Origin of the sequence: Hydrocarboniphaga sp. (assembly GCF_965279055.1) — a bacterium.
Taxonomy (GTDB): domain Bacteria; phylum Pseudomonadota; class Gammaproteobacteria; order Nevskiales; family Nevskiaceae; genus Hydrocarboniphaga.
Window position 1 is genome coordinate 535,407 of sequence record NZ_OZ257125.1, and the last position, 19,267, is coordinate 554,673.

A 19,267-nucleotide genomic window follows, 5' to 3' on the forward strand; every position below is an offset into this window, starting at 1 on the left:
CTGGCTCCAATACGCGCCATTTCCAGGCGCCATTTCCAGGCGCTATTTCGCCGCCATCCACCCGCGCCAGCCACCGAATGCGGTGATGTCTTCGGCGCCGTTCAATCCCACACCCTCGCAGATGAAGCCGGTCTCCCAACGCCCGTCGGCAAGCTGCACTTTGCCCAGGCCCAGCGGTGCCGCTATGCCGGTCAGGAACGAGCCGATTTCGGCGCTGGCCAATTCCCAGACTTCGACTTCGATCGCCGCACCGCCCTGGTCAACGCGCACCATGCCGGGCCGCCTGATCGCGCCGCCGGCGAGCGCATACAGCCGATAGTCCGGCGACGAGCGGGTCTTCTCGATCAGCGTCGCGCCGCGCGTCAGCAGCTGATGATTCAGCGGCAAACCCTGCAGATGCGCGCCGCAGACGACGATGCGTGCGCGGTCGCTGGCGATCGCCGTGGTCGTTGCCGCCGGCATCGGGCCGAACAAGGCCGCATGCAACGACGCCGCGCTGCCGAGCAGGTACTGATCGGTGAAGGCGCGTCCGAACAGGGTCACGCCCCAGGGCAAGCCGTTGGCCAGAAACCCGGCCGGCGTCGCCACCGCGGCGTAGTCCAGCAAGTTCATGAAATTGGTGTACAGGCCCAGCTCGCTGTTGCGCAGGATGGGCTCGGCTTCCAGTTCAGCGAGTGTCGGTGCGCGCGCATAAGTCGGCGTCATCACCAGATCGAGGCCCTCGATCGCGCGATCGCACTCGGCTTTCAGCGCCTGCAGACGATGCTGCGTCTGGTACAGCGCGGCCGCGCTGACGTCGCGGCCCTTGCCGACGATCTGATGGATCACCGGCAGCACCGCCTGCGGATCGCGTTCCAGCATGTCGCCGAACGCGGCGTAGCGCTCGGCGGTGAACGGCGCTTCGTACAACAGCCGCGCCGCGGCCATGAACGGCGCGAAGTCGATCGCCACCGCGGTGCCGCCGAGGGCTTCCAGTGCGGCGCGTGCGCGCGCGAACAACAGCGGCGCTTCGGCACAGCCCAGCCATTCCGGCGCGGCCGGCACGCCGAAGCGAAATGCGCCGCCAGCGCCGGCGACCGGCGCCGCATTCCATGCCGGATTGCGCCGGCTGTAGGCGTCGGCTTCATCGACGCGCGCGGTCAGGGCCAGCAGCTCGGCGGCTTCGCGCGCATGCCGCGTCAGCAGCGCCACGCAGTCGAGACTGCGGCAGGCCGGCAGCACGCCGTGCGTGGACACGATGCCGCGCGTCGGCTTGGTGCCGACCAGATGATTCAGCGCCGCCGGAATGCGGCCGGAGCCGGCGGTGTCGGTGCCGAGCGCGAAGCTCGCAAGACCCAGTGCAACCGCCAGCGCCGAGCCGGAACTGGAACCGCCGCTGGGATATTCATCGACGCGCGAGTTGCGGCACACGCCATAGGGCGAGCGCGTGCCGTTGAGGCCGGTCGCGAACTGGTCGAGATTGGTCTTGCCGGTCGGCAGCGCGCCGAGTGAAATCAGCCTCGCGACCACGCTCGCCGATTCGCCCGGGGTGTACGCGTAAGCCGGGCAGGCCGCGGTGGTCGGTATGCCGGCCAGATCGATGTTGTCCTTGATCGCGAACGGCAGGCCGTACAGCGGCAGTTCTTCGGGTTTGCGTTGTTCCAGCGCCAGCAGCAGCGGCTCGAGTTCGGCCTCGTCGAGCAGATGGATGTAGAGGTGGTAATCGGCCAGCGCAGCGGCGCGCTCGCGCAGCTGCGCCATCAGCGCGCGCGGCGTCAGCCGCTGCTGGCGATACGCGGCGCGCAGCGCGTCGAAAGACAGATCGATTTCGTTCATGCCGCTTCCTCGATGGTCAGCATCAGCGTTCCGGCCTGCAGCGACGAGCCGGGTTGGACGAAGCAGCGCCGCAGCACGCCGGCGCAGGGCGCGACCACTTGTATTTCCATCTTCATCGCCTCGAGCACGGCGACGACATCGCCGGCCGCGACCTGTTGGCCGGGCCGCGCCTGCAGCTGCCACAGGTTGCCGGCGACCGGCGAATACACGCCCTGCTCGCCGGCATCGAGCTCGAGCGCCGCGGCCGGCGCCGCCTGCGCTTCCTGGCTCTCGAAGTCAGCGAGGCCGGTCGCGGCCCAGTGTGCGCGCTCGTCGCCGAAAGCGGCCCGCTGGCGATCACGGAAGCCGGAAATCGACGCCGCATGGTTCTGCAGGAATGCCTCGTATTCGGCCAGGTCCAGCGTGGTGTCCTCGATGCGCAGCGGATAGCGGCCCAGCGGAAAACGCCGACGAATATCCAGCAGTTCTTCGGCGCCGACCTGGAAGAATTTGATCTGGTCGAAGAAGCGCAGCAGGTACGGCTGTCCGTCGAAAGACGGCAGCGGATCGTGGCGATTCCACATCTGCAGGGTGCGGCCGACGAACTGGTAGCCGCCGGGGCCTTCCATGCCGTAGACGCACAGATAAGCACCGCCGATGCCGACCGCGTTTTCCGGCGTCCAGGTGCGCGCCGGGTTGTACTTGGTGGTGACCAGCCGATGGCGCGGGTCCAGCGGCGTCGCCACCGGCGCGCCCAGATACACATCGCCCAGGCCGAGCACCAGATAGCTCGCATCGAACACGATGCGCTTGACCTCGTCGATCGACGCGAGGCCGTTGACGCGGCGGATGAACTCCAGGTTCGACGGGCACCAGGGCGCGTTCGGCCGCACCGTCGTCATGTATTTTTCGATCGCCAGCCTGGTCGCCGGATCGTCCCAGCTCAGCGGCAGATGGACGATGCGCGACGGCAGTTTGATGTCGCGCGCGTGTTGGAATCGCTCCCATAGCGCGGCGACTTCATCGAGCAGCGTCTTCAGTGCGAGCATCGACGGCTGATAGTGAATCTGCAGGCTGCGTACGCCCGGCGTCACGTCGACGACGCCATCGAGCTTGCGATCGATGAACGCGGTCATCAGCGCATCGACGCGAAAGCGCAGCGCCACATCGAGTTCGGCGTCGCCGAATTCCAGCAGCAGATGCGTGTCGCCGGACAGCCGCGCGACCAGTCGCGCCGTACCCGTGCCGGTTTCGAGCAGGATCGGCGATTGCCGATTGGATTCCCTCCCCCGCGAGCGGGGGAGGGGCAGGGTGGGGGCGTTCGTCGCGGCACCGCTCTGATCTTCGCGCCCCCACCCCAGCCCTCCCCCGCTCGCGGGGGAGGGGGCAATACTTTCGATCTCGCTCAAGCGCTGCGCAGAAAGCCGCCGCGCCTCGTCGTAAGCCACTTCGACGAAGCGCAGTTTGTCCCCCGCCTTCAACTGCCCGAGCTGCCACAGGTCCGCCTCGATCACCGTCACCGGGCAGACGAAGCCGCCGAGGCTGGGGCCGTCGGGGCCGAGGATCACCGGCATGTCGCCGGTGAAGTCGACCGCGCCGATGGCGTAGGCGTTGTCGTGAATGTTGGACGGATGCAGGCCGGCCTCGCCGCCGTCGTCGCGCACCCATTCCGGCTTGGGCCCGATCAGGCGCACGCCGGTGCGCGAGGAGTTGAAATGCACTTCCCAGTCGGCGTCGAAGAAGCGCTGCATGTAGGCCGGCGTGAAATATTCCGGCGCCGCATGCGGGCCGTAGAGCACGCGCAGCTCGCGAATCGCGGGCAGCTCATGCTCCAGCGCCAGTTGTGCGCCGCTGCGGCGATCCTGCAGCGGCAGCAGATGCAGCACGTCGCCGGCGGCCAGCGCGCGGCCGCCGTGGCCGCCGAACTGTCCGAGGGTAAACGTGCTGCGCGATCCCAGATAGGGCGGCAGTTGCAGGCCGCCGCGCACGCACAGATAGGCGCGCGCGCCGGCGCCGGCGATGCGGCCCAGGCTCAGGCTCGAGCCGGCTGCGATCAGCAGGCTGGTGTTCATCGCCGCGGCGGCGCCGTCGATCGTCACCGGCAGGCTGGCGCCGGTGATGGCGATCACCGCGTCGGTGTTGAAGCGCAGCGTCGGCCCGGCCAGCGTGATTTCCAGCGCCGCCACATCGGCGGCATTGCCGAGCAGCGCATTGCCCAGACGCAGCGCGCGATCGTCCATCGGCCCCGAAGGCGGAATGCCGACGTCCCAGTAGCGCAGGCGGCCGGGCCAGTCCTGCACCGTGGTCTGCGTGCCCGGCGTGAGCACTTCCAGCGTGTGCGGCCGGTAGCTCAGCGTCTCCAGGCAGCGCGTCCACGCGCGGCCTTCGACATACGGCGTGAACGCGAGTATCCGCTGCAGATAGTCGAGATTGGTTTCGACGCCGTACAACTCGGTCTGCGCCAGCGCCGCGTCCAGCGCGACGCGCGCCTGCTCGCGTGTATCCGCGTGCACGATGACTTTGGCGATCATCGGATCGAACCACGGCGGCACCTCGCTGCCGCTGCGCACCCAGGTGTCGATGCGCAGCGCGGCGCCATCGGCAGCCGGAAAGCGCACCTGGCTCAAGCGCCCCGGACTCGGCCGGAAGTCGCGGCCCGGATCTTCGGCGTAGACGCGCGCCTGCATCGCGTGCCCGCGTGGTTTCAGTGCAGAAGCGAGCTGCGTCAGCGGCGGCAGATCGCCGGCCGCGAGCTGCAGCATCCACGCGACCAGATCGACGCCATAAACCTGCTCGGTGACGCCGTGCTCGACCTGCAGGCGCGTGTTCACTTCCAGAAAATAAAAACGCTGCGCCTGATCGTCGTAGACGAATTCGACGGTTCCGGCGTTGCGGTACTGCACCGCCGCGCACAGCCTGATCGCGGCGGCCTGCAACTCGGCGCGCAAGGCATCGCTCAATCCCGGCGCCGGCGTTTCCTCGATGACTTTCTGGTTGCGTCGCTGCACCGAGCAGTCGCGCTCGCCCAGCGCGATCACGCCGCCGGCGCCATCGCCGAAGACCTGCACCTCGATATGCCGGGCGCGCTCGATGTACCGTTCCAGGAATACACCGGCATCGCGGAAATTGTTTTCGCCAAGCCGCTTGACCGCGTCGAACTGCGCCGCGAGTTCATCATCGCCGCGACACACGCGCATACCGATGCCACCACCGCCGGCGGTACTTTTCAGCATCACTGGATAGCCGACTCGCCCGGCTTCGCGTTGTGCATGCTCCAGCGATTCGAGCAGCTCGGTGCCTTCGAGCAAGGGCAGGCCGTTGGCCTTGGCCAGCGCGCGCGCCGTGTGCTTCAGGCCGAACGCGCGCATCTGCTGCGGTGTCGGGCCGATGAAGGCGATGCCGGCGGCTTCGCAGGCTTCGGCGAAGGCCGCGTTCTCGGACAAAAAGCCGTAGCCGGGGTGGATGGCCTGCGCGCCGCTGGCTTTCGCGGCGGCGAGAATCTTGTCGACATCGAGATACGTCGCGGCCGCCGGACCGTCGCCCAGGCTGATCGCGACATCGGCGCGCTCGACATGCAGGCTGGCGTAATCGGCTTCGCTGTAGACGGCGACGCCGCGTACCTCCAGTGTTTTCAGGGTGCGCAGGATGCGCGTGGCGATGGCGCCGCGGTTGGCGATCAGGACGGTGTCGAACATGGGCGAGCCTTGCAGAGGCCGGGTCGTCCCGGTTCCAGAAAAATTCGCGAGGTCGTCCTCGCTGCAAAGGCCCTCTCCCGGTCCTTCGGACCACCCTCTCCCGCACGGGGGAGAGGGGAAGCGCGGAGCACGCTGGTTGGTCCCCTCTCCCGCGTGCGGGAGAGGGTGGCGCGCCAGCGCCGGGAGAGGGTCTTTGGCGAAATCAATCCCACACCAGCACCTCGATCGGTGTCGGGTCGTAGGCATTGCAGGGATTGTTCAACTGCGGGCAGTTCGAGATCAGCAGCAGCACGTCGATCTCGGCGCGCATCTCCACGTATTTGCCAGGCGCGGACACGCCGTCGGCAAACGTCAGCCCGCCTTGCGCCGTGACCGGCACGTTCATGAAGAAGTTGATGTTGGCGGTCAGATCGCGCTTGCTCAGTCGACCGTCGTGCGCGATCGCGCGCAGGAAGCTGTCGCGGCAACTGTGCATGTGCCGCTTGTCGAGGGCGTAGCGCACCATGTTCGACTCCTGCGCGCAGGCGCCGCCGAGCGTGTCGTGACGGCCGCAGGTGTCGGCGGTGATCGTCAGCATGGTGCGGCCGAGAGTCGATATCAGTTTCGAGCCGGTGCTCAGATATACCTGCCGCTGAGCGCGCAACGTCGCCTGTGCGTCGTAGCGTTCGCTGGGATCGTGGGCGTTGTAGAACAAGGTATCGACGGCCTGGTTGCCGGCCAGATCGAGAATGCGCAGGGTCTGTCCTGCGCGGATCTCGCTCAGGTGCGGCTCGCCGGCGCGGACGATGTCGCGGCGCACTGCCTGCTCGGCTTTCAGCGGACTTTCGACGTAGTGGATCATCACAGTGCCAGCCTCGCGGTCAGTTCCAGGCCACGCGCATTCTCGGCGCGCGATGTGCGACACAGCGAAATCGCGGCGTCCAGATCGTCGACGCGCGACACGCTCAGCTTCACCGGCTTGGGTGCGTAGGCGGTGGACGAATCGAGCGGATGCTGGATCGCGGTCAGCACCACCAGCGTGTCCATCGGCGCGACCAGTTCGACGCTGTCGCCGGCCCTGGAATGCGGCGTGACGAACGCGAAGCGGCCCGCGTCGTCGGCAACGACTTTGGAGAAGAAATTCACGTTCATCGCCAGGTCGCGCGGGCCCAGCCCCCATTTGCCGATCTCGACCAGCAGGTTGTCCTGGCCGTTGCGGTGAAAGCCGTTGCGCAGATCCTGAAAATCGCCGGCGCCGAATTGCGTGAGCACTTCGGCCGCGTTGCTGACGCCGCCGATCGCGTCGTGCCAGCCCAGCGTGTCCTCTACGATGCACAGCAGCACGTGGCCCATGTCCGAGTACAGGCAATGCCCGGCGCCGAGCCTGGCGGTGTGCTGGCACTTGAGCGTGTCCGGCAGATTCAGCCGCTCGGTTTTCTCACTCGCCGCGTAGGCCAGCAGCGCGACATTGGCGCCGCCGTCGATGTCGCTGATCCGCAGGCTCTGGCCGCGCCTGATGATCGCCGACCAATGCGCGCCGCCGGGCAGCAGATCGCTATAAAGCTGCGTGCTCATGAAATGGAAACCTCGCGTGTGCTGAGTTGCGTGACCAGGGCCGGCGGCAGCGCGTCGAGCACCGCGGCGCGCCGGTCCTGGTTCAGCGGTATGTCGTAAGTGATGCGCGCGCCGTAGGCCTGCGGGTGCTGCGGATCGACGCGCAGCTTGTCGAACACCAGCAGCCGCGTGCCGAGGCGGAAGCCTTCGCTCAGGTCGTGCGTGACCATGAATACGGTGACGCCGGTCTGTTTCCACAGATCCAGCAACAGCGCGTGCATGTCGCGGCGGATGCCCGGGTCGAGCGCGCCGAAAGGCTCGTCGAGCAGCAGCACGCGCGGCCGCATCACCAGCGCCTGCGCCAGCGCCAGACGCTGCTGCATGCCGCCGGAGAGCCGCGACGGATACAGGTTCATCGAATGCGCGAGGCCCACCGAGGTCAGCATCTGTTCTGCGGTTTCGCGCGCCCGGCGTTTGGCGCTGCCGAATAGCCGGCCGCCGATGCGCGAGCCTTGCAGCTCCAGGCCGAGCATCACGTTGTCGCGCACGCTCAGATGCGGGAACACCGAGTAGCGCTGGAACACGATGCCGCGCGTCGCGTCCGGCTCGGGCGACAACGCCGCGCCATCGAGCAGGATGCGGCCGCGGCTCGGTGCTTCCTGGCCCAGCAGCAGGCGCAGAAACGTGGACTTGCCGCAGCCGGACGCGCCGACCAGCGTGCAGAATTCGCCGCGACCGACACTCAGCGACACGTTCTCCAGCACCACGTGCGCGCCGTATTCCTGCCAGATGTTGCGGAACTGCAGAAACGCCGTGGCCTTGTCGGCGTCTTTTTCCGGCGCGCTCATTTGCCGCTCTCCGCAAACCACGGGAACGCGCGCGTGGTCAGCCGGCGCAGCGCCCAGTCCATCGAATACGCGAGCAGCGTGATCCAGGCGACATAGGGCAGGATCACGTCCATCGCCAGATAGCGGCGCATCAAAAAAATGCGATAGCCGAGGCCGTCGGTGGAGGCGATGGCTTCCGCGGAAATCAGGAACAGCCAGGCGCAGCCGAGCTGCAGGCGCAGCGCGATCAGCAGCCGCGGCAGCAGCTGGGGCAGCACCACGCGCGTGATCGTCGTCCAGGTGTTGGCGCCCAAGGTCTGCGCCTTGATCAGCAGTTCGCGCGGCATCTGCAGCGCCTGATGCTCCAGATCGCGCACCAGCATCGGCGCGACGCCGATGGTGATCAACATGACCTTGCTCAGCTCGTCGAGGCCGAAGACGATGAACAGGATCGGCAGCACCGCCAGCGGCGGAATCATCGACAGCACCGCCACCAGCGGCGACACCGGCGCCGCGAACAGCGGCAGGGTGCCGGCGGCGATGCCCAGCACCAGGCCGATCGCGGCCGACAGACCCAGTCCCAGCGCAAGCCGCCGCAGGCTGGCGCCGGTGTCGGCCCACAGCAGATAGCGGCCGCTGCGCGCGTCCTGCTCGAACGCCATGTGATGTACGGCCGCGACCATCTGCGAGGCGCTGGGCAGCAGTTTGTCGTCGGGATTGATCGCGTGGCGCTGGCCGGACGCGCCCAGATAGATCAGCGCCATCAGCAGCAGCGGCAACAGCGCCAGGCCGATGCGCAGGCCGGGCGTCGGCACGCGGTTGATCAGCCGCATGGCGGAAGCCCGCGGGCAATGGCAGTCAGGATGATGCAGTGCATGGGAACCTCGGCAGCGATACAACGGCGGGCGGCAGACTTCACGCAAGAATCGAACGTGATCTCCCGGGCTTTTATCCCGCCGTGTAACCCCGTTCGGTTGCCGATGGCCTGGCCATGCTGCTCGAGGTCGCCGACTCTCGGTCGCTGCGCCGCATGCTGCTGCGGCCGGAACCCTAGTCGGCTATTGGGCCGAATCCTTGCATCGTGAGGGGTTCGCGGTCAACGCATGCTTGGAATCCCTGGTCGCCGGGGCTATCGGCCGTTCCAGGCGAGCGCGACCGTGCTTCGTTCTGGCAGCCCTGGTGTTGTTCACGGCAGATGAACGTCGTCTTGATTCGCGCTCTATTTATGAACATAATTCAAAAAAAGAACGGGTAGGGTCGTGGGCACCAGGGAGCGTCGCCAGAGGGAGCTGGGCAACCGGGAGCAGTTGATCCTGGACAACGCGCGCGAGCTGATCCGCGCGGAGGGCCTGCTCAACCTGCAGATGGCGCGGCTGGCCGAGAAGTGCGAGTACGCGGTCGGCACGCTGTACCAGCATTTCTCGTCCAAGGAAGACCTGCTGCTGGAGATCACCCGGCAGGACGTGGTCGAGCATGCCGAGCTGATCCAGCGCGTCGCGCAATGGCCGGGCTCGCCTCGCGATCGCATCTTCGGCCTGGCAGTTGCAGACATCATGTTCGTGCGCCGCAGCCCCGATCACTTCCGCATCTCGCAGTACGTGTTCTGCGAGGTGGTCTGGAACGCCGCCTCCGCGGTACGCCGTCAGGCGGTGATCGACGCCCAGGCGCCGATCGCGGCCGCCGCGGTCGGCATCGTCAACGACGCCGTCGCCAGCGGCTCACTCGATCTGAAGGGCATGCCGCCCGAGCAGCTGTGCCTGGGCCTGTGGGCGCTGGTGATCGGCATGCACGACATGGTGCATGCCGAGGGCGTGATGTCGGCGTTCTCGGTGCCCGATCCCTACCGCCTGATGTGCCGTCATCTGCAGTCGCTATTGAATGGCCAGGGCTGGACGCCGCACGTCGACACGTCCGACGACGCCGCGCTCGATGCGCTGATTCAAAAAATATTCACCGAGGTGTTCAATGAACAATGCAGCGAGGCCTGAGGCCTTGCGGCGACTGATGCGCCGCGCGATCGCCGCCGCCGCCTTGTGTGCCAGCGCGCAGGCCGGCGCGATGAGCCTGAGCGAGGCCTACGTCGCCGCGCAATCGCATGACCCGACCGCCGCGGTATTCCAGGCGCAGTTCGACGCCGACCGCGAGAGCGGCATCATCGAGCGCGCCAGCATCCGTCCGAACATCGGCCTGCAGGGCAAGGGCACCTACGCCAACACCAAGTCCAGCGGTGTGTTCGGCGACAGCCAGGACGACTATCCGGGCTGGAGCGCGACCGTGCAGGGGCGTCAGCCGCTGTTCCGGCTGGACTGGTTTGCGATCGGCGACCGCGCCAGCGCGCTGGAGAGCCAGGCCGATCTGAACCTGCGCACCGCGCGGCTGGATCTGCAGCGTCGCGTCGCCGAGCGTTATTTCAACGTGCTGATCGCGCAGGCGCAGCTGGATCGCGCCGAGGCCGAGTCGCGGCTGGTGTCGCAGTCGCTGGACGATACGCGCAAGCGTTACGAAGTCGAGCTGGTGCCGGGTACCGATCTGAAAGAGGCGCAGGCTCGCCAGGATCTGTCGCAGGCGCAACTGGTGACCGCGCGGCGCAATCTGGAAAACGCGCGCGATGAGCTGCAGGAAACCACCGGCGACGGCCAGGCCGTGCTGCCGTCGCTGCCGCCGGACGTGAGCTTTCCGGCGCTCAACCCGGCGACCGCCGAGGAGTGGGTTGCCGCCGCACGCGCCGCGAGCCCGCGCATCGCCAGCGCGCAGGTGAGCTACGACATTGCGCGCACTCGTGCCCAGAGCTCGCGCGCGCAGGCTTATCCGACGCTGGATCTGGTCGGCAGCGCCGGCCGCGACGACACCAGCCACTACGTGTTCGGCCAGCGCACCGACGACGCGCGCATCGGTGTCGAGCTGAACATCCCGCTGTACGGCGGCGGCGCGATCCTGGCCGGCCTGCGCCAGGCCGACGCGCAGCAGCGCGTTGCCCAGGCGGACTTCGAGCGCATCAAGCTCGAAACCGAGCGCGAAACCAAACAGCTGTTCCGCACCGTCGAGACCGCCTACATCCAGAACCGCGCCTACGAGCGCGCGGTGGTGTCGGCCGAGGCCGCGGAAGCGGCGACGCGCTATGGCTACGAGGCTGGCACGCGCACCATCACCGACGTGCTCGATGCGCGCAGCCGGCTGGTGCAGTCGAAGCTGGATCTGTCGACCACGCGCTACAACCTGCTGCTGAACCTGCTGCAGCTCAAGCAAACCGTCGGCCGCCTCAGCGAGCGCGATTTCGTCGAGATCGACGCGCTGCTGCTGTCGCCGTCGTCGCAGCAGAAAGACGATCTGAAGAACTAGTTAGTAGCGACTCAAGAACCAAGGGCTGGAAAGCGGATATGACCAAGAGAATGATCATCGTGCTGGCGCTGTGCGTGCTGGTCTTCGGCGCCGTGTTCGGCGGCAAGGCCTTCATGAACGTGCAGATGAACAAGTTCGTCGACGCGATGCCGGTGCCGCCGGCAACGGTCTCGGCCAGCGCCGTGCGCGAGATGACCTGGGACAACAAGCTCGAGGCGATCGGCACCCTGGTGCCGGTCAACGGCGCCGACGTCACCGCCGAAGTCGGCGGCATCGTCACCCGCTTGATGTTCGAGTCCGGGCAGAAAGTCGACAAGGGCGCGCCGCTGGTGACCTTGGATTCCGCCAGCGAACTCGGCGAGCTGAACCGGCTCAAGGCGACCGCCGAACTCAGTGAATTGAACCGGCAGCGCCGGGAGAAACTGTTCAAGCTCGAGGCGATCGCCAAGTCCGACTACGACGCCGCGGTCTCCGAATCCAATGCCGCCAAGGCCGCGATCCAGTCGCAGGCCGCGCTGCTGGCCAAGAAGGACATTCGCGCGCCGTTCGCCGGTCAGCTGGGTATTCGCAAAGTCACCGTCGGCCAGTACCTGCAGCCGGGCACCGCGATCGTCACCCTGCAGTCGGTCGATCCGATCGAATTCGATTTCGATCTTCCCGAGCAGTACGTCGGCGTGGTGCAGCCGGGTTTCAAGGTCGCGGTGTCGGTGGATTCTTATCCGGATATCGCCTTCGACGGCGCGGTGCTCGCGATCGAGCCGCGCGTGGATGTGGCGACGCGCAATTTCAAGCTGCGCGCGCGCATGCCCAACCCCGATCGCAAGCTGACGCCGGGCCAGTTTGGCCGCGTCAAGCTGGAGCTGCCGGGCGAGCGCCATCTGCTGGTGGTGCCGCGCACCGCGATCAGCTACAGCTCCTATGGCAGCGCCGTGTTCGTCATCGTCAAGAAGCCGCCGCCGGCGGCGGGCAGCGAGCCGGAAGCGGAGAGCAAGCCGATGCCGGGCATGCCGCCGATGACCAAGACCGATCTGATGGTGGCCCAGCGCTTCGTCAAGCTCGGCGAAGTGCGCGGCGACTTCGTCGCGGTGCTCGACGGCCTCAAGCCTGGCGAGCAGGTTGCCACTTCCGGCCTGCTGAAACTGCGCAACGAGCAGCCGGTGGTCATCGATAACTCGATACAGCCGGGGCAGGATCTGAATCCGAAGCCGGCGGAGAGCTAAGGAGCCTCTGATCATGTCCTGCGCGCCCGCGTTGTCAACCCGAAGGGCCGGCAGCAAAACGGGCGCTGTGCGGCGTCAGTCGTTCCTCATGTATATCCAATACACATCGTCACTCCTTCCTTGCACAGCGCCCGTTTTGCTGCCGGCGCGAACGCGCAGGACATGATCAGAGGCTCCTGAATGCATTTCACCGATATCTTTATCAAGCGGCCGGTGCTCGCATCGGTCATCAGCCTGACGATCCTGCTGCTCGGCCTGCGCGCGGCGACGACGCTGACCGTGCGCGAATATCCTTATCTGCAGAACGCGCAGATCCTGGTGTCGGTCGCCTATCCCGGCGCCGATGCCTCGCTGATGGAAGGCTTCATCACGACGCCGCTGGAAAAGGAAATTGCCACTGCCGACGGCATCGACTTCCTGACTTCGAGCACCGGCCAGGGCTCGAGCGTGATCACCGCCAACCTGCGCCTGAGCAAGAATCCGAACGAGGCGATCACCGAGATCTCGGCCAAGGTCAACAAGCTGCGCAGCCAGTTGCCACAGGATGCGCTCGACCCGGTGGTGGAGCTCAACGAGGCCACCGGCACCGCGTCGATGTATCTGGTGTTCTTCTCGCAGGTGCTCGATTCCAGCCAGATCACCGATTACTTTCACCGCGTCATCGAGCCGCAGCTGGCGTCGATTCCGGGCATTCAGCGCGCCGACCTGCAGGGCGGTTACGACTACGCGCTGCGCGTCTGGCTGAAAGGCGATCGCCTGGCCGCGCATAACCTCACCGCCGGCGAAGTGGTGACGCAGCTGCGCTCGCAGAACGTGCTCGCGGCGGTTGGCGAGACCAAGGGCGCCGACGTGCGCATGGGCATTTCGGCGCGCACCGACCTGCGCAAGCCCGAAGACTTCAAGCAGCTCGTGGTCAAGACCGACGGCAGTGGCGTGGTGCGCCTGTCCGATATCGCCGAAGTGCAGCTCGGCGCCGAAAGCTACGACGGCGGCGCCGGCTGGGACTTGCAGAAAGCGGTGTTCGTTGCAATCAAGGCGCGTCCTGATGCGAACTTGCTGGATGTGACCAAGGCGGTGCGCGATGCCTGGCCGACCATGCTCGCCGGCCTGCCGCAGGGCCTGGAAGGCAAGATCGGCTACGACGCCACCGACTATGTGCGCGATGCGGTCAAGGAAGTACAGAAGACCCTGGTCGAGGCGATGATCATCGTCATCGTCGTGATCTTCCTGTTCCTCGGCTCGATGCGCAATTCGATGATTCCGGCGGTGACGGTACCGTTGTCGCTGATGGGCGGCGTGTTTTTCATGCTGGTGCTCGGCTACAGCTTCAACCTGCTGACGCTGCTGGCGATGGTGCTGGCGATCGGCATGGTCGTCGACGACGCGATCATCGTCATGGAAAACATCCACCGGCATATCGAAGACGGCCTGACGCCGCTGGACGCCAGCATCAAGGGCGCGCGCGAACTGGTTGGCCCGGTGATCGCGATGACCATCACGCTGATCTCGGTGTACGCGCCGATCGGCTTTCTGACCGGCATCACCGGCAAGCTGTTCTCGGAGTTCGCGTTCACGCTGGCGGCGAGCGTGTTCATCTCCGGCGTGATCGCGCTGACCCTGACGCCGATGATGTGCGCCAAGCTGCTGCGCTCCACGCATGGCGGCAACGGCGTCAAACCGAATCGCCTGGCGCTGTATCTGGACGCCAAGTTCGAAGGCTGGCGCCAGTCCTACAAGCAGCGCCTGCACAGCTCGCTCGACACCGTGCACGTGATCGGCGCGTTCGGCCTGATCGTGCTGGTTTCGTGCTTCTTCCTGGCACGCTCGACGCCATCGGAACTGGCGCCGCAGGAAGATCTCGGCATCGCCTTCAGCATCGTCGAGACCGATGGCTTCTCGACTTCGGAATACATGGACCGCTATTTCATCGCGGTGCAGAAAGCCGCCAAGTCGATCCCGGCGGTCGATCATCTGTTCACGTTCGCGGTCGGCAGCGCCGGCAACTCCAACCAATCGTTCATGGGCATGGTGATGAAACCGTGGACGCAGAAGCCGCAATCCACCAGCGGCGTGATCGCCGATCTGTCGCCGAAGCTCGAGCAGATTTCCGGCGTACGCGTCGCCACGATCCAGCCGCCGCCGCTGCCGACGCCGGGCCAGGGTTATCCGGTGGAATTCGTGCTCAAGTCCACCGCCGACCCGATCGAGATGTCGCGCATCGCCGACGACCTGGTGGCGCGCGCGATGGCGTCGAAGAAGTTCTTCTACGCCGCGCCGAACCTGCGCATCGACAAGCCCGAAGCGCTGCTGCAGATCGATCGTGACAAGGCTGCGCTGATGGGCGTCAGCATGCAGCAGCTGAGTGCCGACCTGCAGGCGTTGTTCGCCGGTGGTGAAGTCAACCGCTTCTCGTATGCCAACCGCTCGTACAAGGTGATCCAGCAGGTCGAGCGCGCCGGTCGCCTCAGCCCCAACCAGATCGACGGCTTCTACACGCGCGCCGCCAATGGCGACCTGGTGCCGATTTCGACGCTGGTCAAAGTCGGTGAGCACGTGGTGCCACGCTCGATCGAGCATTCGCAGCAGCTGAACTCAGTCAACATCATCGCCGTGCCGCGGCCCGACGTGACCCAGGGCGAGGCGCTGGATTATCTGGAGAAGACCGCCAGGGAAATCATGCCGGCGACCTACCAGGTCGACTTCGCCGGCGCCTCGCGCCAGTTCAAGCAGGAAGGCTCGGCGCTGGCGCTGACTTTCGTGTTCGCGCTGATCGTGATTTACCTGGTGCTGGCGGCGCAGTTCGAGTCCTTCACCGATCCACTGATCATGCTGGTGACGGTGCCGATGTCGATCTGCGGCGCGCTGCTGCTGATCAATATCTTCTCGGTCACCAATGGCATGCAGTTGACGAATTTTCCCGGCATGACCTTGAACATCTACACCGAAGTCGGACTGGTGACGCTGATCGGCGTGATCTCCAAGCACGGCATCCTGATCGTCGAGTTCGCCAACAAGCTGCAGGAACGGGGCATGGCCAAGCGTGAGGCGATCGAGGAGGCGGCGTCGATCCGCTTGCGCCCGGTGCTGATGACCACCGCCGCGCTGGTGATCGGCATGGTGCCGCTGCTGACCGCGAGCGGCCCCGGTGCGGCCTCGCGCTTCTGCATCGGCCTGGTGATCGCGGCCGGCATGTTCATCGGCACTTTGTTCACGCTGTATATCGTGCCCGCGGCCTATCTCTACATCGGCCGCGACTACGCCAAGCTGCAGGCGGCCAAGGCCGCGCAGCCGACGTTGGCCGTCGGGCATTGACCCAGTCCCGGGTTGCCACCCGGGCTACTGCTACGCGCTTGCCGTAGCCCGGGCAAAGCCCGGGATGCCGGGCCCGTTTCCGCAGGCAAAAAAAGAGGGGCAGAGAGCGGGCTCTGCCCCTTAGCGGGGTAGGTCGTGCACGGGTCGGGGGACACGACCTGGGGGAGAAACTACGCCTTCCATGTTTCACGCTTTGTGCCAGCCCGATGCATTCACTAAGTGCTTGTTGTTGTTCGGGTGCTGTTTTCGCGCGGCTTCATCCGGCGTGCAGCTTGCAGGGTCACAATTGAGCGCAAGCTGATTTGCAGCGCCGGGGGGAAGGCGGGACCGCTCCCGGCCAATGACATAATGCCGGCAGCGTAACCAGGGAGTCGCAGAACGATGAGTGTCGAGGTTGGGGGCGCCAATATCCTGTTGGTCGATGACGACGGCGGCATCCTGCGGCTGTTCCGCCGCTGCCTGGAAGGCGACGGCCATCGCATCAGCACCGCCCGGTCCGCCGCCGAGGCCGAAGCCGCCTTGGGCCGCAACGTATTCGACGCCTGCGTGCTCGACCTGGATTTGGGTGAGGACTCCGGCCTGGAGTTGCTGCCGAAGCTGCGCGAATGGGCGCCGTGGATGCGCGTGATCATGGCCACCGCGACCGACGATGTCGCCACCGCCTTGTCCGCGATCCGTGTCGGCGCCGCCGACTATCTGGTCAAGCCTTGCGATCCCAGCCAGCTGTCGCATGCGGTCGCGCAGCAGGTCGAGGCGCGGCGGCTGGAGCAGCGCGTGCTCGCACTGGAAAACGATCGCGGTGGCCGCGAAGGCCAGCTCGACCTGCGCACCGCCAATCCGGCTCTGTCCGCGACTTTGGAAATGGGCCGCAGGGTCGCCGACACCGATGCAACGATCCTGCTGCTCGGCGAAAGCGGCACCGGCAAGACCGTGCTGGCGCGCGCGATTCACGACATGAGCCCGCGCCGCGACGCCGCGTTCGCGACGGTGAGCTGTCCGTCGCTGTCCGCCGAGCTGCTCGCCAGCGAGCTGTTCGGCCATGTGCGCGGCGCTTTCACCGGCGCCACCGACAATCGCCAGGGCCGGGTGCAGATCGCCGAAGGCGGCACGCTGTTCCTCGACGAAATCGGCGATCTGCCGATGGCGCTCCAGCCCAAACTGCTGCGCTTCCTGCAGGACCGCGAATACGAGCGCGTCGGCGACCCGCATACCCGCACTGCCAATGTGCGCGTGATTGCCGCGACCAATCAGGACCTGAAGAAGATGGTCGCGGAAGGCCGTTTCCGCGAAGACCTTTATTACCGTTTGAACGTGGTGACGCTGACCTTGCCGGCCCTGCGCGACCGTCGCGAGGACGTGCTCAGCATCGCCGAGAAAATCCTGTTGCAGCTGGCGGCGCGCTACGACCGGCCGTCGCGCCGTTTCAGCAAGGACGCGGCATCACTGATGGCGCTGCACGGCTGGCCCGGCAATCTGCGCGAGTTGCGCAACGCGGTCGAGCGCGCGGTCATCATTTGCGAAGGCGAGGCGATCGGTCCCGAGCATCTGCCGTTCGGCCGCGTCGCGCCCAGCGTCGGCCACGGTTTGCGCGCTGGCGATCCGGTGAGCCTGGAAGAGCTGGAGCGTGCGCATATCGAGGCCGTCGTCGCCAATACCGCGAGTCTCGAGGCCGCGGCGAAACTGCTGAAGATCGACAGCTCCACCTTGTATCGCAAGCGCAAGGCTTTCGACAACGGCGAAGTTTGACGTAGCCCGGGTGAAACCCGGGATTGCGTCGCTACCGGCAGCCGGGTTTCGCCCGGGCTACGTTCAATGCCGGGAGAAGCTCTCGCCGCCGCCGTTGCTGCCATAAGGCAGCGTCATCTCCGGCGGCGCGTTGTCGGCCGTGGCACCGGTTGCGCCGATGTCGCCGCCGTCATTGGTCGCCGCCGGTTGCGCGCCAGGCAGCACGCCGAGCTTTCGCAGCCACGGCGTCGCCAGAATGCCGATCGACGCCAGCGCCAACGTGGTCTTGATTGGGGTCCAGAAGCTCATCGCTCGATCTCCTCAGGGATGGCCGGTGCCATGCGGTGCGGCGGCCGGCGGCCGGCGCGTGACTGGAGTACTGACGCGCTGCGGCGACGGCAGGCTCGCGGTCAGCTTGTAGCTCTTCCAAAGCCGCCACACGTCCAGGCCGGTCGCGATCAGCAGCGCCGGGCGCACCTTGCGGCCCGACAACAGCGAGCTGGCGACACCGACGACGGTGATCGCGGCGATGGCGTAGGGCAGCACCGGCAACACCGTGCGCATCACGTTCTCGACGCGCTGTACCGCATGCAAGGGTTTCTGCAGCACGCCGGCCGCGTCCATCAATTCGGTGCGGCTGCGATCCAGCCGCGCGATCAGTTCGGCGTCGCTATTGGGCTTGGCCGCGCCGTTGCTGTGCTGCTTTGTGTCCGAAGCTGCGGGATTCATGATGTCCTCTCGTTAATTGGACGGCCGTGGCGGCGCGGCGCCGTTGCTGCGCGCAACCGGCGGCACGGCTTTGGGCGCATGCAGGCTGCCGGTGTCGGAGTGACGCTGCGGCTGCGGAATCGGCTTCGCGGCGGACGCGGCACCGTGTGCATCGGTGTGCTTGGCTTCTTCACGCAACTCAGCGAGCCGCTCGAAGATCTCGCGATCCTTGTCGAACTCGGCGATGGTGCTGTTGAACGCTTTCTCGTCGCGATCATCCTTGCCTTGCATGCCGCGCCAGGCGAACCAGGTGACGCCGCTGAACAGCAGTACCAGCACGCCGGCCGACCACAGCCGATACGGCGTATCCCAGAACGCGATCAGCACGAAAGCGCAGATCAGCTGCAGCGTGATCAGCGCACCGATGGCGAAAATGCCGGCGCGCGCCAGCTTGGCAAGCACGCGCGCCTGTTCCTGACGCCACTCGTGCTGCAAAAGGTCGACGCGCGCGCGCACGTACTGCAGGAAGGCTTGCGCCAGGCCCTGCAGTTTTCCCGACACCTGCGCCTGATCGTGAGGCACCTGCGCCTGCGGCATTACTTCTTGCTGCTGCCGAGGCTGGCGATGAAGCCGATGGTCAGCGCGGCCAGGCACACCACCGCCGCGGTCTGCCAGGGTTTGTCGCGTGCGAATGTCACCGCGGTGTCGACCGCGAGCTTGCCGCGTTCAAGCGCCGCATCGCGCACCGGACCGATCTGTGCCTTGACCTGACGCAGGCTGTCGCCCAGTTTCTGCCGCGCAATGTCGACGCCTTCGTTGGACAGCGAGGTGGTCGCGTGCAGCAGGTCTTCGGCGTGGCTGACGAGCGACTGGAAATCGCTGGTCAGGGTTTCGCGCGCCGCGCCGACATCGATGCTGGAGGCTGGATTCTTCATGGGGACTCTCCTGTGGCTTGTAGTGATTTACCGGCCTGCGTGTGCAGTGTCGGCGTAGCGAAGTCCGGACAGCGTACTCAAGCTTGCCTGCCGTTGCCGCAATGCCACCTTGCACCGCAACAATGCTGCCGGCTCCGGTTACACAGTAGCGAACCAATCCAAACGTAAGCCTAACGAAA

At 66.3% G+C, this 19,267-nt stretch carries 15 protein-coding genes and 1 riboswitch; of the genes, 5 read left to right on the forward strand and 10 right to left on the reverse strand.

What is annotated here, in order from left to right; all coding sequences use genetic code 11:
* Positions 1-42 precede the first annotated feature (42 nt).
* The 6 genes from atzF to ACQZF9_RS02600 form a co-directional block, all read right to left on the reverse strand.
* Positions 43-1,815, reverse strand: coding sequence for an allophanate hydrolase (gene atzF / locus ACQZF9_RS02575; RefSeq protein WP_428311714.1), 1,773 nt, complete (start codon positions 1,813-1,815; stop codon positions 43-45).
* Positions 1,812-5,489 (reverse strand): urea carboxylase, encoded by a 3,678-nt coding sequence (uca, locus tag ACQZF9_RS02580; RefSeq protein ID WP_428311715.1) that lies wholly within the window; start codon positions 5,487-5,489, stop codon positions 1,812-1,814. The genes atzF and uca overlap by 4 nt, the downstream gene beginning before the upstream one ends.
* A gap of 202 nt (positions 5,490-5,691) precedes the next feature.
* Positions 5,692-6,330: an urea amidolyase associated protein UAAP2 gene (locus tag ACQZF9_RS02585; protein WP_428311716.1), complete on the reverse strand. Its 639-nt coding sequence runs from the start codon at positions 6,328-6,330 to the stop codon at positions 5,692-5,694.
* Positions 6,330-7,043 carry an urea amidolyase associated protein UAAP1 gene (locus tag ACQZF9_RS02590; protein WP_428311717.1) on the reverse strand — a complete coding sequence of 238 codons (714 nt, stop codon included), beginning with the start codon at positions 7,041-7,043 and terminating at the stop codon, positions 6,330-6,332. Before ACQZF9_RS02590 ends, ACQZF9_RS02585 begins: the two co-directional genes overlap by 1 nt.
* Complete coding sequence (locus ACQZF9_RS02595; protein ID WP_428311718.1) at positions 7,040-7,870, reverse strand: ABC transporter ATP-binding protein; 831 nt, start codon at positions 7,868-7,870, stop codon at positions 7,040-7,042. The genes ACQZF9_RS02590 and ACQZF9_RS02595 overlap by 4 nt, the downstream gene beginning before the upstream one ends.
* On the reverse strand, positions 7,867-8,682 hold the full coding sequence (locus ACQZF9_RS02600) for an ABC transporter permease (RefSeq protein WP_428311719.1): 816 nt from the start codon (positions 8,680-8,682) through the stop codon (positions 7,867-7,869). The genes ACQZF9_RS02595 and ACQZF9_RS02600 overlap by 4 nt, the downstream gene beginning before the upstream one ends.
* Before the next feature lie 102 nt (positions 8,683-8,784).
* Positions 8,785-8,914: riboswitch (guanidine-I (ykkC/yxkD leader) on the reverse strand.
* 194 nt (positions 8,915-9,108) lie between these two features.
* Here ACQZF9_RS02600 and ACQZF9_RS02605 point away from each other — a divergent pair.
* The 5 genes from ACQZF9_RS02605 to ACQZF9_RS02625 all read left to right on the forward strand — a co-directional run bounded on the left by ACQZF9_RS02605 (position 9,109) and on the right by ACQZF9_RS02625 (position 17,466).
* Positions 9,109-9,837, forward strand: coding sequence for a TetR/AcrR family transcriptional regulator (locus ACQZF9_RS02605; RefSeq protein ID WP_428311720.1), 729 nt, complete (start codon positions 9,109-9,111; stop codon positions 9,835-9,837).
* A complete protein-coding gene (locus ACQZF9_RS02610; protein ID WP_428311721.1) occupies positions 9,815-11,188 on the forward strand; it encodes a TolC family outer membrane protein in 1,374 nt (457 codons plus the stop codon). Before ACQZF9_RS02605 ends, ACQZF9_RS02610 begins: the two co-directional genes overlap by 23 nt.
* 38 nt (positions 11,189-11,226) lie before the next feature.
* Positions 11,227-12,408 carry an efflux RND transporter periplasmic adaptor subunit gene (locus ACQZF9_RS02615; RefSeq protein ID WP_428311722.1) on the forward strand — a complete coding sequence of 394 codons (1,182 nt, stop codon included), beginning with the start codon at positions 11,227-11,229 and terminating at the stop codon, positions 12,406-12,408.
* Between the two features lie 180 nt (positions 12,409-12,588).
* Complete coding sequence (locus ACQZF9_RS02620; RefSeq protein WP_428311723.1) at positions 12,589-15,720, forward strand: efflux RND transporter permease subunit; 3,132 nt, start codon at positions 12,589-12,591, stop codon at positions 15,718-15,720.
* Between the two features lie 381 nt (positions 15,721-16,101).
* The gene (locus ACQZF9_RS02625; RefSeq protein ID WP_428311724.1) at positions 16,102-17,466 is read left to right on the forward strand and encodes a sigma-54-dependent transcriptional regulator; all 1,365 of its coding nucleotides are present in this window, start codon (positions 16,102-16,104) and stop codon (positions 17,464-17,466) included.
* Positions 17,467-17,529: 63 nt separating this feature from the next.
* Here ACQZF9_RS02625 and ACQZF9_RS02630 read toward each other — a convergent pair whose 3' ends face one another.
* Genes ACQZF9_RS02630 through ACQZF9_RS02645 form a run of 4 tightly spaced genes read right to left on the reverse strand, consistent with a single transcriptional unit; the run spans position 17,530 to position 19,088 of the window.
* Positions 17,530-17,754, reverse strand: a complete 225-nt coding sequence (locus ACQZF9_RS02630) for a hypothetical protein (RefSeq protein WP_428311725.1) — start codon at positions 17,752-17,754, stop codon at positions 17,530-17,532.
* Between the two features lie 12 nt (positions 17,755-17,766).
* Positions 17,767-18,174, reverse strand: coding sequence for a hypothetical protein (locus ACQZF9_RS02635; protein ID WP_428311726.1), 408 nt, complete (start codon positions 18,172-18,174; stop codon positions 17,767-17,769).
* Between the two features lie 12 nt (positions 18,175-18,186).
* Positions 18,187-18,750 (reverse strand): phage holin family protein, encoded by a 564-nt coding sequence (locus ACQZF9_RS02640; protein ID WP_428311727.1) that lies wholly within the window; start codon positions 18,748-18,750, stop codon positions 18,187-18,189.
* Positions 18,750-19,088 (reverse strand): DUF883 family protein, encoded by a 339-nt coding sequence (locus ACQZF9_RS02645; protein ID WP_428311728.1) that lies wholly within the window; start codon positions 19,086-19,088, stop codon positions 18,750-18,752. Before ACQZF9_RS02645 ends, ACQZF9_RS02640 begins: the two co-directional genes overlap by 1 nt.
* Between the last annotated feature and the right edge of the window lie 179 nt (positions 19,089-19,267).

Excerpts from the sequence above, each read along its gene's own strand:
- ACQZF9_RS02595 (WP_428311718.1), bottom strand. The coding sequence starts at position 7,870 with ATGAGCGCGCCGGAAAAAGACGCCGACAAGGCCACGGCGTTTCTGCAG.
- ACQZF9_RS02635 (WP_428311726.1), bottom strand. The coding sequence starts at position 18,174 with ATGAATCCCGCAGCTTCGGACACAAAGCAGCACAGCAACGGCGCGGCC.
- ACQZF9_RS02590 (WP_428311717.1), bottom strand. The coding sequence starts at position 7,043 with ATGAGCACGCAGCTTTATAGCGATCTGCTGCCCGGCGGCGCGCATTGG.
- ACQZF9_RS02620 (WP_428311723.1), top strand. The coding sequence starts at position 12,589 with ATGCATTTCACCGATATCTTTATCAAGCGGCCGGTGCTCGCATCGGTC.
- ACQZF9_RS02600 (WP_428311719.1), bottom strand. The coding sequence starts at position 8,682 with ATGCGGCTGATCAACCGCGTGCCGACGCCCGGCCTGCGCATCGGCCTG.
- ACQZF9_RS02645 (WP_428311728.1), bottom strand. The coding sequence starts at position 19,088 with ATGAAGAATCCAGCCTCCAGCATCGATGTCGGCGCGGCGCGCGAAACC.
- ACQZF9_RS02630 (WP_428311725.1), bottom strand. The coding sequence starts at position 17,754 with ATGAGCTTCTGGACCCCAATCAAGACCACGTTGGCGCTGGCGTCGATC.
- ACQZF9_RS02640 (WP_428311727.1), bottom strand. The coding sequence starts at position 18,750 with ATGCCGCAGGCGCAGGTGCCTCACGATCAGGCGCAGGTGTCGGGAAAA.
- ACQZF9_RS02610 (WP_428311721.1), top strand. The coding sequence starts at position 9,815 with ATGAACAATGCAGCGAGGCCTGAGGCCTTGCGGCGACTGATGCGCCGC.
- ACQZF9_RS02615 (WP_428311722.1), top strand. The coding sequence starts at position 11,227 with ATGACCAAGAGAATGATCATCGTGCTGGCGCTGTGCGTGCTGGTCTTC.
- atzF (WP_428311714.1), bottom strand. The coding sequence starts at position 1,815 with ATGAACGAAATCGATCTGTCTTTCGACGCGCTGCGCGCCGCGTATCGC.
- ACQZF9_RS02585 (WP_428311716.1), bottom strand. The coding sequence starts at position 6,330 with ATGATCCACTACGTCGAAAGTCCGCTGAAAGCCGAGCAGGCAGTGCGC.
- ACQZF9_RS02625 (WP_428311724.1), top strand. The coding sequence starts at position 16,102 with ATGAGTGTCGAGGTTGGGGGCGCCAATATCCTGTTGGTCGATGACGAC.
- uca (WP_428311715.1), bottom strand. The coding sequence starts at position 5,489 with ATGTTCGACACCGTCCTGATCGCCAACCGCGGCGCCATCGCCACGCGC.